Source organism: Flintibacter muris (assembly GCF_943192995.1).
Lineage (GTDB): Bacteria > Bacillota > Clostridia > Oscillospirales > Oscillospiraceae > Lawsonibacter > Lawsonibacter muris.
This window is the reverse complement of the sequence record NZ_CALPCP010000029.1, coordinates 30,200-41,587: the sequence shown is the minus strand read 5'-3', so window position 1 is coordinate 41,587 and position 11,388 is coordinate 30,200. Positions and strand designations below refer to the sequence as shown.

Below are 11,388 nucleotides of genomic sequence, written 5' to 3'. Positions count from 1 at the left end.
GTCCTCCTTTGTTGCCCCCCTTTTTTTAACAATTCACGCTTCCGGTTGTCTATTGCTTGCTTAACTTATTGACATTGACTTTTTGCCCTTTTTGCGTACAGAACCTTTTGCCATAGATAAAATACTCCTTTCTATCCGTGGCAATCGGGCCTGTGACGTATGATGTGCGTTACATCATTTCTGCCGGTTATTTCCGGCATATTATGTTGTCAAGGTGCCACGGAATCGTTGGCGGCGTTCAGCCGCGCCTGGGCGTCATGCAGGATGTTATACAGATAGGCTGTATCAACCCTGGTACGCCCTTTGTCGAAGATATGTAGCAGCCCGTCCAGAAACCGCTTCATATCCTCGATAGGAGCTTCCATCTCCCGGCGATAGACAGGCGTAATGATGTCGTCCACGTCGATGGTGTACTGCTGGATGGATTTTTTGAGGGCTTCATCCCCGGCCAGCCGGTCGATCTCATTCAGTGTCCTGCCGTAGTGCTGGGCGGTGACAGAGAACAGGTCGATCAGCAGGCAAAGCGTGGACGTGAGGAACCGCCGCTGGACTTCCGGCTGTACTGTCCTGTTTACAGCGTCCAAAAAGCTGTTCAGATGGTCTAAAACCTCTCCCTCGCAGACGGTGCGGCTGTCGCCACTCTCCTTGACTTCCTTTTCATCGGATAGTCCTGTCAACCATTCCGGGGTGGTTTGCAGGGCGTCCGCCAAGCCGTTGATGATCATACTGCGGTTGGGATTGACCCCATCCGTTTCGTACCGCTGGATGGTGGATTTGTTGACCCCCACCCGCCGCCCAAGTTCCGGCATGGAGATACCGATTTCATTTCTGCGCTCTTTGATACGTTTGCCGACCTCTTTTGGAGTGAGCATTTCTGCGTTATCCAAGAAGTTCACCTCCTATTGAGTATGAGTATAACACAATCGAATTTGAATCGCAACCCTATTTTTCATATATTTTCAAAAAGAATTTTTAAGACTCCTTAAAACGAGTTGACAAACAGCGGCGAATTAGGTATAATAACGGTGTTGCGGTTGCGAAACGAGCGCATCAGAAAGGAGCGTGCAGAATGAGCGCAGTTAAAATGGGGCTGACCATCGAGGAAGCCGCCGAGTGTACGGGCATTGGGCGTAACACCATGCGAAAGCTGGTGGACTGGGGCAAGCTGCCGGTGCTGAAGGTGGGCCGGAAAGCCATCATTCGGCGGGACACGCTGGAACGGTTTATGGCCGTCAACCAGGGGCGGAACCTGCTCCGGGAGGGTGACGTCCGCCGGGTCGAGTGACGTACCTTGGGCGTGTTCTCCCAAAATTCACCGGCTGAAAAGAACAGCCGGGGTATCGGGGACGCACCCGAAAAATACGTCGGGGCGGAAGTGGTACAGTCTTAGCAAGCAACGTATTGTGATATCACAATACCGCTTGACAGGGGCTTGCCGCCCCTATGACCCCGGAGAAAGGAGAATCCATGCGAAGCAGAACGAACCAAATCATCATCCGTCTGTCTGACGAGGAACTGGCTGACCTCAACGAAAAGGTTGGCAGGGTACGGGGTTCCCGTGAGCGGTTCATCCGGCAGTGTATCAGCGGCGCTGCCATCCGGGAGGCCCCCTCCGTCGATGTGCCGAAGCTGATCTGTGAAGTCCGCAGGGTGGGAGCCAGCCTCAATCGAATCCTCATTATCGCCAACGCCAGGGGCCTGCTGGAAGTGCCGGAACTCCGCAGGGCGATGGAGCGGAACCGGGAACTGGAAGTACGTATCGTGGACGCTTACACGAAGGACTGACGGCAGATGAAAAAGCACCGCACAGCCATAAGGCCATGCGGTGCGTACATAAAGGTATCACATTTAGGCATATCAGGTTAGCTGGGGTCGTCCAGGTCAAAGCCCAGGATAAATTCGTTTGTCAGCCCATATCGGCGGCAAGAGTCTGGTCGATGAGCTTTTGCAGCGTCTCCGCCTGCTTCTTTTCCGTGATGGCGCCTACGATGGGGTCACCCACGATATTGCCGCTGCGGTCGACCACATAGGTGGTGGGATAGGCAAGGATGTTGGTGGTAAACTTTCCCGCCTCACCGTCGGAGTCAAAATACACATTCTGATAGGTGGCGCCCTTCTTGGCAAGCACATCCTTCGCCTCGGAAATTGCCGCTTCGTCGCCGTCCAGAGTGAAGGTGTTGACGCCGATGAGGGAGCCGCCCTTCTTCGCAAGCTCCTTGTTCAGTGCGTCCAGCTCGGAAAGCTCGCCCACGCAGGGATTGCAGGTGGTGAACCAGAAATTCACCACGGTGACGGCGTTGCCGGAGAACAGCTCGTCGCTTTTCACCGCGTTGCCATCCAGGTCCTTGCCCTCAAAGGCGGGGAACTTCTGCATACTGCCGTCGTCGGGAGGGTTGCTCGTGTCGCTGCCCGCGGGCATACTCATATCGCCGTCCATGGATTGCTGCACAATCTCGGGGTACTTTTCCTCCAGCGCGGTCAGCTTGTTTTCGATATTGCTGATCTCCGTGGCTGACTCCTTCAGCCACTCATACTCCTTGTCGGTGAACTGCTCTTTAGCGGCCTCAACGGTGTCCAGCAGGAAGTCGCCGTAGTTTTTCCCGTCCTCGATCATGGCCATGCCCTTGTCGGCCTCCATAAAGACCTTTTCCCACAGCTCGGTATTTTCCGACAGGAGCGCGTTCTCCCGCTCCAGCAGCTCCTTGTGCAGGGCGAGCGCCTCCTCGGCGGTTTTCGGCTCGCCAGTCATGGCGGAGCCGTTGCCGCTTCCATTCGCCATCTTGTCGTTGTCTCGCGTGCCGCAGGCTGCCAGAGACAGCACCATCAGCACGGCAAAAGCCAGTGCAAAAATTCTCTTCCTGTTCATTTTAATTCCTCCATCGTTGTTTTCTTTGTTGTTTCTTTCCCGCTGCCGAAGCCGTAGCGGAAGCACACGGCGTTCGTTGGACAGGCGCGGATGCACATCCCGCAGCGGATACACTCAGTATGGTTGGGCGTTTTCGTCACGTCCACATCCATCTTGCAGGCTCTGGCACAGTTTCCACAGGAGACGCACTTATTCTTGTCCACCTTCATCTGGAAGAGGGACACCCGGTTGAACAGCGCGTAGAATGCGCCAAGCGGGCAGAGCCACTTGCAGAAGGGACGGTAGAACAGCACGCTCAGCACGATCACCGACAGCAGAATGCTGAATTTCCATGTAAACAGCTTGCCCAGCGCCGCCCGGATGCCGGAATTGGCAAGGGACAGCGGGATGGCTCCCTCCAGCACGCCTTGGGGGCAGAGGTATTTGCAGAAGAACGGGTCACCCATGCCTACATCGTTCACAAGGAACGCCGGTAGCAGGAAAACCATCACCAGCAGGACAGCGTATTTCAGGTATGTCAGCGGCTTCAGCCTCTTTGTGGAAAGCTTCTTAGTGGGGATTTTGTGCAGCAGCTCCTGAAACCAGCCGAAGGGGCATAGAAAGCCGCAGATAAAGCGCCCCAGCAGCACGCCCAGCAGAATGAGGAAGCCTGTGATATAGTAGGAGAAGCTGAACTTGGAAGACCCCACCACCGCCTGAAACGCCCCGATGGGGCAGGCCCCGGACGCCGCCGGACAGGAGTAGCAGTTCAGCCCCGGCACGCAGACGGTCTTCCCCGCCCCCTGATACAGTCCGCCCTTGAGAAAGTTCGGCAGATGCAGGTTGGTCAGCAGCGTCGCCCCCGCCTGAATCCAGCCCCGGAAGCGGGACATGGTCTGTGAAACGCCTGAAAACTTTTTACCCAATGCCCACACACTCCAGACATAATTTGATTGCTTTGCTCAGCACTGTCGCCGCCTCGCCCCGCCAGACACCAAAGCACAGCATGGCGGCTCCGGCCATCAGCAGCACGATCTGCGCCGCGGCCTTTTTCTCGCAGCTCATTTTTCATCACCCTTTTCGATTTTCTGCCCCCATCATAGCGCGGGAGAGTTAAAGTCTCTGTTAAGAACGAAAACTTAACGCAAACTTTATCTGTTTTTGCTATAATGAAAGCAACACAAAAACGAAGAAATAAAAAGGAGGGCTCTCATGCACCTTTTAGTAATTGAAGATGAACGCGCCTTGTGCGAGACCATCGTTCGCAGCCTGCGGCGGCTGGCCTACAGCGTGGACTACTGCTATGACGGCGAAAAGGCGCTGGCGCTTCTGGGCGTGGAACGATACGATCTGGTGCTTCTTGATCTGAATCTGCCGAAAAAGGACGGCATGACGGTGCTGCGCACCCTGCGGCAGACTGACCGGGAGACGCGGGTGCTGATCCTCTCCGCCCGCAGTGAGGTGGAGGACAAGGTTGCGGGGCTGGACGCCGGGGCAAACGACTATCTGGCAAAGCCCTTCCACTTGGCTGAGCTGGAGGCCCGCATCCGCAGCCTGACATTGCGGCAGTTCACCCAGCAGGATGTGCTGCTAAGCTGCGGAGACCTGAGCTTCGACACCCGCTCCCGCACCGCCGCCGTCAACGGACAGACCTTGACACTGACCCGCAAGGAGACGGGTATTCTGGAATATTTGATGGTGCATCAGGGGCGGCCCGTGAGTCAGGAGGAGCTGATGGATCACGTCTGGGACAACAGCGTGGACAGCTTCAGCAATTCCATTCGCGTCCACATCTCCGCTCTGCGCAAAAAGCTCCGCGCCGTGCTGGGCTATGACCCCATCCGCAACCGCATCGGCGAGGGCTATCTGATGGGAGGCGAGGAGGAATGAAGCGGCTTTCCCTGCAGTGGCGCATCACGCTGATGTCCGTCCTGCTCATCGGCATCACCTGCGTGGCCATGAATTTGCTGCTGTGCTCCTCCGGTGTGTACTATATGGACACCATTGCGGACAGTTTACAAGGCGGCGGCACGGTGATCCTGAATGATGGCGGAGCGGCGAGCTTTGACCCGCAGCTCATAGCGCCCAACGAGGAGTTGATCATCGTCGTCGATGGGGTGCAGGGGCGCTTCCGCACCACCAACTGGTACATCACGGCGGCGGTAACGCTGCTCAGCGGCATCCTCGCCTATTTCGTCAGCGGACGCGCTCTCAAGCCCCTGCGCAGCTTTACCTCGCAGGTGGAGCAGGTGCAGCTGAACAATCTTGCCGATATGAGGATCGATGAAGATGCTATTTCGGAGTTCCGGCAGCTGAGCCGCTCGTTCAACCAGATGCTGGAGCGGCTGAACAACGCCTTTTCCGCCCAGCGGCAGTTCACCGGCAACGCCGCCCACGAGCTGCGTACGCCATTGGCACTAATGCAGGCGCAGTTGGAGCTGTTTTCCGCGGAGCATCCTGATGTGCGACCGGATACGGCGGAGTTCCTCACGCTTTTGCGTGAGCAGACGGAACGGCTGATACAGATGACCAGGACACTGCTGGAGATGAGCAATCTGCGGCAGGTGGCGCGGAACGAGCGGATCCAGCTCGCTCCCATGATTGAGGAGATCTTCACAGATCTTGCGCCGCTCTCAGATAAGCTCGGCGTCACGCTGACGGCGGAGGGCGACGGCATTATGACCGGCAGCGATGCACTGATCTACCGGCTGATCTTCAACCTGACGGAGAACGCCGTCAAGTACAACCGGCCGGGCGGCTCGGTACGGGTTTCTGTCACTCAGGAGTTGGAAAAGCTCCTGCTCCGCGTCTCCGACACCGGCTGCGGCATCCCGGAGGTGTATCAGCGCAGTATCTTCCAGCCCTTCTTCCGGGTGGACAAGTCCCGCAGCCGCGAGTACGGCGGCGCGGGACTGGGACTTTCTCTGGTGTGGGAGATCGTCGATCTCCACGGCGGCTCCGTTTGGGTAGAGAAAAGTTCGGAGAAGGGCACTACCATTGCGGTGGGGTTGCCAACGCAACAATCAACGAAGCCCTAAAACCCTTTTATTCGTTTTTCGCCGCTTCGCTTGCCGCCCTGCGGCGTTCCTCTCTGTATGGGGCGGTCAGCCGGAAAGAGAAGCGTCCCTTTTCAATCTCAAATTCCTTGCAGCCCGTGTCCGGGTCTACGTCCGTCAGCTTGCAGACGGCAGGGTGTTTGCGGCTGTATGCGGTCAGCCTGTTTTTGAGGTCGGTGTTGTGGGTGCGGATGAAGATGGTGGGGTCTTTCTCGTCAAAATAGATTTCGGTGGTCTTTTCCTGCTTGGTAGGTCCTGTTCTCATAGGCTTATCCTTTCTGCGGCTCTGTCACGCAATAGGCTGTTCTTCTTCAGCAGGTGCAGTCAGGCATGGAAAATAGTAATCGCCAATCAGCTCATACCGCAAACCGTTTTTCTCGTTAAAAATGTACTTGTCCATATTGAAATCCTCAGCTATAATATATTCGCACATACGTCACAGTTCCCCGATTGCCACACGTTGTCATATCCTGTTGTTGGATTTTCTTGCCCTTGCTTTTGCCCTTATGAGCGGTCAGGGCAAGGGTAAACTTGTGTGAAACCGAATAAAGAGATAAGGCGAACACACTACGAAAAATCCTTTGTTCTCAAGGCTTTTGGAGGACTTTATTGAATACCTATGGCGAGCGATAACCGCTCATAAAATCGTAGTATTCAAATTTCAGTTCATGTGATATACTACTTCATCATTTGTTTTGGTGAGGAGATGCACGATGGCTTTTTTAGAGGAAAATGAGTGGATTTTACTCAATGAAGTGGCCTACAATATCAGCTTTATCTACACTGTTGAGGAGATGCAGAAAGCCATTCTCAACCGCTGGCTTCCCTTTTTAATTTCCTACGATGCAGCTGTTTTTTCGCGTTTGTCTGTAACAGAGGATGGAGACTTCGAGTTTATGGATACCGAGGGATACAATCTCTCCCTCCAGTCGATACAGGTTTGGAAAAATCAGACTCGGAAGGATGATGCGTTCCGATGGATGATCTACAGTACAAACCGCAGTACCTTTGCGGAGGATATTTCCCAGCCAGGCAGCCGGCTTCAGGACAGCGAGATCTACCACACCTTTTGGGAACCGAATGATTTAAGCTGCTCCGCGGGGCTGTGTATTGCGTTTCGGGAAGAACCTATGGGATTTCTCCGGCTCTACCGTAAAAGCGGCAGCACCCCGTTTTCTCCCAGGGACCTGTTTGTTCTGGAACAGCTGCGTATGCACTTTGCGTACCGGCTGGCCTATGAAGCAAAAAAGGGAGATTCCCGGTATTTCTATGCAAAAGGCTATCAGGAAAAATTGTGCCGCCAATATGGATTAACTGCTCGGGAAGGCGAAATGCTGGATTTAGCCGTACAAGGTTGGTCCAACGACGACATCTCTAAGCAACTGAGTATCAGCATCCACACGGTGAAAAAGCATTTCCAGAGTATCTATGCCAAGATGCATGTTCGTAATCGGGTACAAATGCTTCAATGTTTGCCCATTTCCACCAGCAAAGTCAATTTTGACGAATTGCAGTAAAAACCAAAGTTTAAGTTCTGTTTTTTTGTTTCTTGTCCATTATATAAAAGTGTTATTTCCAGGCACAAAAGAAGTATATAATTCTCCAGGAGAAGCTTTTTTATAGCGGAAGGTTGAAGCAAAATAGGACCCGCGCTGAATATCAGTGCGGGTCCTATTTTGTTATAATAGCCACATACGGAGGGAAGACTTCTATGAAGCAAAATGACAAAATTTGGATGATATTATATGCTTTTCTAGGAATAGTATCCGTTTTTTTAACTATAACGGGAGGGTTTTCTCGTTTTAACCAAATGTTTCCCTATATAGCCGGTTTTGTGCAATTTGCAATATATGCCACTGCAGGGGAACTGCTCTCTATCCGGATACTGGAAGGAGTATGGGCGGTAAATCGTGCTACTTGGTTTAAGGCGGCGAGCTGGGGATTTGGAGGGCTGTGGGTGACCCTGGCGTTCCGGGTGTTCAGTGAGGGAACTGTCCGGGCTATGGAGGTTGGCCTTCTGCCCTTCTATGGCAGCGCTCTGGCCGCCGCGTTCTTTACCAGCTGCACTAACAACCTGTTTTTTGCCCCACTCCACTCTGCACTGATGAGGATCTGCGGCAACTATGCCGACCTACATTTTCTTCAGAACAGGCAGGTAACTGTCCGGGAAGCGGTAAACTCGGTGGACTGGGGAGAACTGGTAGATTTTACACTGTTTAAGACTATCCCTTTGTTTTGGATTCCCATCAACACCGTGGGCTTTTTGTTACCGGTAGACTACCGGATTGTTTTTGCCGCTATGCTATCCTTGGTGTTTGGGGTTTTAATGACCATTTTAAAATTGCGTGAGCGTAAAAATCAGGCAAAATCTAGAAAGGAGTCTTTACCATGATTCAAATCTCAGAAAGCACAAAGTTGATCCAACCCTCCAAAATTCGTAAGATGTTCAACAAGGCGTTAGAGTATGACCAGGTACTCAGTTTTACCTTGGGCGAGCCGGATTTCACCGCCTCAGAAAATGTAGTGGAAGCCGGATGCCGGGCCATTCGTGAGGGACAGACCAAATACTCCGCCAACGCGGGACTGCTGACTTTACGGGAGGCTATCTCCAGCTACCTAAAACGGACTGAGGGGTTGGAGTACGACCCTGTTTCCCAAATTATAGTGACTCCCGGGGCGATGGGGGCTCTCTACCTGGCCCTGAAAACGATCCTGAACCCCGGAGACGAGGTAATCGTCAGCGAGCCCTGCTGGACCAACTACATACAGCAGATTCAGATGTGCGGCGGCACAGCGGTTTCGGTCCAGACTGACCCCAAGCGAGGCTTTGACCTGGACGTGGAGGCCATCCGCTCTGCCGTGACGGACCGTACCCGGGCCATTATCCTGAACTCTCCCTGTAACCCCACCGGTGCAGTGGCCAGCCGGGAAGCTCTGGATGCACTGGCTCAGGTAGCTAAGGAATTTGACCTGGCCGTGCTGGCCGACGAGGTCTACAAGCACATTCTCTTTGACGGCGCGGAGTATACCAGTCTGGCCTCCCTGCCTGACATGGTGGAGCGTACTCTGGTCATCGACAGCCTGTCTAAAACCTACGCCATGACCGGCTGGCGGGTAGGCTTTGCCGCTGGGCCCGCTGAGGTCATCAGTCAGATGACCAAGCTCCAGGAAAATACCAGCGCCTGTGCCTCCACACCCTGTCAGTGGGCCGCGATTGAGGCGCTAAACGGGCCCCAGACACATCTGGCGCATATGCGGGAACAGTACCGCATCCGCCGGGACTATGTGATGGATCAGATTGCGTCCATTCCCGGCCTGTCCTGCTCCAAGCCCCAGGGGACCTTCTACGCTTTCTTGGATATTCGCCAATCCGGACTGGACAGTGAGACCTTTGCCATGCGACTGCTGGAGGAGGAGCAGGTGGTCCTGGTGCCTGGAACCGCTTTTGGTGAGTTTGGCGAGGGGTACATACGTCTGTCTTATGCCGCGTCGATGGAGAGTCTGGAGCAGGGTTTTGACCGGATTGCGGCTTTTATGGGGCGCTGCCATGGGTAAGCGGTTAGAGCAGTGGCTCCATGAGTTGGGGCAGATCGGCTTCCAGGAGGGGGTAGGGACCACTCGTCTGCCATACTCCCCGGAATATGACCAAGGCCGGAAATATGTCCGCGCTCTGATGGAACAGGTCGGTCTGGAGACCAGCATTGATTCGGTGGGCAACCTGCGGGGCCTGTTGCCCGGCAAGGGAAGCCGACTGTGTATCGGCTCCCATATTGATACCGTCCCCGGCGGCGGGATTTACGACGGCGCCTACGGAGTGTTGGCCGCCATCGACTGTGTTCGGCGGCTCAGGGAGGCGGGCTGGGTCAATCGGCATCCTCTGGAGATTGTGGCCTTCACAGAGGAGGAGGGCAATGTGATTGGGGGGACCTTTGGGAGCAAAGCCTTTGCAGGCGCCTCCATAGATTCGGCCATAGAGGCCAAGCTGCCCCAATACGGTCTGAGTCTGGCGGATGTTGCCGCCTGTCAGCAAAACCCGGAGGATTACCTCTGTTATCTGGAACTGCACATTGAACAAGGCGGCATTTTAGAGGCGGAGCAAAAACAGATTGGCGTGGTAGGCGGAATCGTAGGCATCCTGCGCTACCAGGCAGTGATGCGGGGAGCGGCCAACCACGCGGGCAGTACGCCTATGTCTTTGCGGGACGATGCGCTGGAAAAAACCAGTCGGCTCATTGCATGGCTGATGGAGCAGGTGCGTACATCTTACCCTGAAATGGTGTGTACTGTGGGGACATTGAAGGTATCTCCCGGCGCGGTGAACGTGATCCCAGGCGAAACAGAGTTTGTCATTGAGCTGAGAAACCGCTCTATGGAGGAGATGGAGCAGATCGCGGCCCTTTTGCTGGAGTGTTTCGGCCCGGAGGGGCTAACTATGGAGGAGATGATCCGTCAGCCCCCTACCCTATGCGACCCCGCCCTGCTGCAACTGGCTCGGGACTGCTGCGACAGCCTGGGCTATACCCGAAGGGATATGTTCAGCGGTGCAGGACACGACCTGATCAATATAGCCCTGCTGGCTCCGTCCCTTCTGGTGTTCATCCCCAGCAAGGACGGCATCAGCCACCGGATTGACGAGTATAGCGCTCCCGAAGATTTGGAACGTGGGAACCGCGTACTCATGGAGCTGATCCAAAAGACGGATCAAATGAATTAGGAGGGGATGCGGACTATGAAAATCAAGCTGATCAACCCCAACACTACTTTATCCATGACCCAGAGTATCCAGGAGGCCGCGACCCGGGCCGCCCGACCGGGCACCCAAGTCTACTCCGTCAGCCCCCAGTGGGGACCGGAGAGCATTGAGTGCTATGTAGACGAGTATTTGGCAGTTCCCGGTGTACTCAAGGAGGTCATCAAAGGAGATCGGGAGGAGGGGGCAGACGCCTTTGTCATCGCCTGCTTCGGCGACCCGGGGCTCCAGGCGGCTCGGGAGGCCACCCGCAAACCGGTGCTGGGTATCTGCGAGAGCGCCATCACCACAGCCAAGTTTTTGGCGCCCTATTTCTCTATTGTCTCTGTGCTGGACCGGGCCCGCAAGGTCACCGAGGATGTGGTGTCCGCCTACGGTGCGGAGAAGTTCTGCCGGTCCATCCGCTCCACCGGACTGAGCGTGCTGGATTTTGGCCGGGACCCGGAGCGAGGGATGGGGGCCCTGGCCCTGGAGGGAGAGAAGGCCGTCCGAGAGGACGGAGCGGAGTGCATTCTGCTGGGCTGCGCCGGCTTTGTAGACTTTGCCCAGGACCTGGAGCGACGGCTGGGCGTGCCGGTACTGGAGGGGGTCACCCCCGCGGTCAAGCTGGCCGAAGCCCTGGTGGATATGGGCCTGGGAACCAGCAAGGTGTCTACCTGGAGCTGGCCGGAGAAAAAACAGTTTTTGGGATATCCACTCTTTTCTGAAACTGATTTAATTTTTGAGGAGGACTAGGC

The 11,388-nt window shown here is 55.1% G+C and carries 14 protein-coding genes; 9 read left to right on the top strand and 5 right to left on the bottom strand.

Annotated features, from left to right (window positions below; genetic code table 11):
* Window positions 1-209 precede the first annotated feature (209 nt).
* A complete protein-coding gene (locus NFS22_RS17260) occupies window positions 210-896 on the bottom strand; it encodes a helix-turn-helix domain-containing protein (RefSeq protein ID WP_420908887.1) in 687 nt (228 codons plus the stop codon).
* A gap of 173 nt (window positions 897-1,069) precedes the next feature.
* Between NFS22_RS17260 and NFS22_RS17255 the strand changes: the two genes are divergently transcribed.
* Entirely contained in the window at window positions 1,070-1,285 is a 216-nt protein-coding gene (locus tag NFS22_RS17255; RefSeq protein ID WP_136890929.1) for a helix-turn-helix domain-containing protein, read from the top strand.
* 182 nt (window positions 1,286-1,467) lie between these two features.
* Entirely contained in the window at window positions 1,468-1,785 is a 318-nt protein-coding gene (locus NFS22_RS17250) for a plasmid mobilization protein (protein WP_251318942.1), read from the top strand.
* A 121-nt stretch (window positions 1,786-1,906) separates the two neighbouring features.
* On the opposite strand, the gene NFS22_RS17245 is transcribed toward NFS22_RS17250, so the two are convergent.
* The 3 genes from NFS22_RS17245 to NFS22_RS17235 are packed head-to-tail and all read right to left on the bottom strand — an operon-like array spanning window position 1,907 to window position 3,910.
* Entirely contained in the window at window positions 1,907-2,866 is a 960-nt protein-coding gene (locus NFS22_RS17245) for a TlpA disulfide reductase family protein (protein ID WP_251318941.1), read from the bottom strand.
* Complete coding sequence (locus NFS22_RS17240) at window positions 2,863-3,738, bottom strand: 4Fe-4S binding protein (protein WP_251318946.1); 876 nt, start codon at window positions 3,736-3,738, stop codon at window positions 2,863-2,865. Before NFS22_RS17240 ends, NFS22_RS17245 begins: the two co-directional genes overlap by 4 nt.
* 25 nt (window positions 3,739-3,763) lie before the next feature.
* The gene (locus NFS22_RS17235; RefSeq protein WP_181357199.1) at window positions 3,764-3,910 is read right to left on the bottom strand and encodes a CD1871A family CXXC motif-containing protein; all 147 of its coding nucleotides are present in this window, start codon (window positions 3,908-3,910) and stop codon (window positions 3,764-3,766) included.
* A 147-nt stretch (window positions 3,911-4,057) separates the two neighbouring features.
* On the opposite strand from NFS22_RS17235, the gene NFS22_RS17230 reads away from it, so the two are divergent.
* Entirely contained in the window at window positions 4,058-4,735 is a 678-nt protein-coding gene (locus NFS22_RS17230; RefSeq protein ID WP_251318940.1) for a response regulator transcription factor, read from the top strand.
* Window positions 4,732-5,883, top strand: a complete 1,152-nt coding sequence (locus NFS22_RS17225; protein ID WP_251318939.1) for a sensor histidine kinase — start codon at window positions 4,732-4,734, stop codon at window positions 5,881-5,883. Before NFS22_RS17230 ends, NFS22_RS17225 begins: the two co-directional genes overlap by 4 nt.
* Before the next feature lie 7 nt (window positions 5,884-5,890).
* Here the strand turns inward: NFS22_RS17225 and NFS22_RS17220 are convergent, their stop codons facing one another.
* Complete coding sequence (locus tag NFS22_RS17220; RefSeq protein WP_148336512.1) at window positions 5,891-6,166, bottom strand: hypothetical protein; 276 nt, start codon at window positions 6,164-6,166, stop codon at window positions 5,891-5,893.
* A gap of 448 nt (window positions 6,167-6,614) precedes the next feature.
* Between NFS22_RS17220 and NFS22_RS17210 the strand changes: the two genes are divergently transcribed.
* The 5 genes from NFS22_RS17210 (at window position 6,615) to NFS22_RS17190 (ending at window position 11,386) form a co-directional block, all read left to right on the top strand.
* Window positions 6,615-7,418 (top strand): helix-turn-helix domain-containing protein, encoded by an 804-nt coding sequence (locus NFS22_RS17210; protein ID WP_251318938.1) that lies wholly within the window; start codon window positions 6,615-6,617, stop codon window positions 7,416-7,418.
* Window positions 7,419-7,612: 194 nt separating this feature from the next.
* Complete coding sequence (locus tag NFS22_RS17205; protein WP_251318937.1) at window positions 7,613-8,293, top strand: hypothetical protein; 681 nt, start codon at window positions 7,613-7,615, stop codon at window positions 8,291-8,293.
* Window positions 8,290-9,456 (top strand): pyridoxal phosphate-dependent aminotransferase, encoded by a 1,167-nt coding sequence (locus tag NFS22_RS17200; protein ID WP_251318936.1) that lies wholly within the window; start codon window positions 8,290-8,292, stop codon window positions 9,454-9,456. Before NFS22_RS17205 ends, NFS22_RS17200 begins: the two co-directional genes overlap by 4 nt.
* On the top strand, window positions 9,449-10,615 hold the full coding sequence (locus tag NFS22_RS17195) for a Zn-dependent hydrolase (RefSeq protein ID WP_251318935.1): 1,167 nt from the start codon (window positions 9,449-9,451) through the stop codon (window positions 10,613-10,615). The genes NFS22_RS17200 and NFS22_RS17195 overlap by 8 nt, the downstream gene beginning before the upstream one ends.
* A 15-nt stretch (window positions 10,616-10,630) precedes the next feature.
* Window positions 10,631-11,386: an aspartate/glutamate racemase family protein gene (locus NFS22_RS17190; RefSeq protein ID WP_251318934.1), complete on the top strand. Its 756-nt coding sequence runs from the start codon at window positions 10,631-10,633 to the stop codon at window positions 11,384-11,386.
* Window positions 11,387-11,388: the final 2 nt, after the last annotated feature.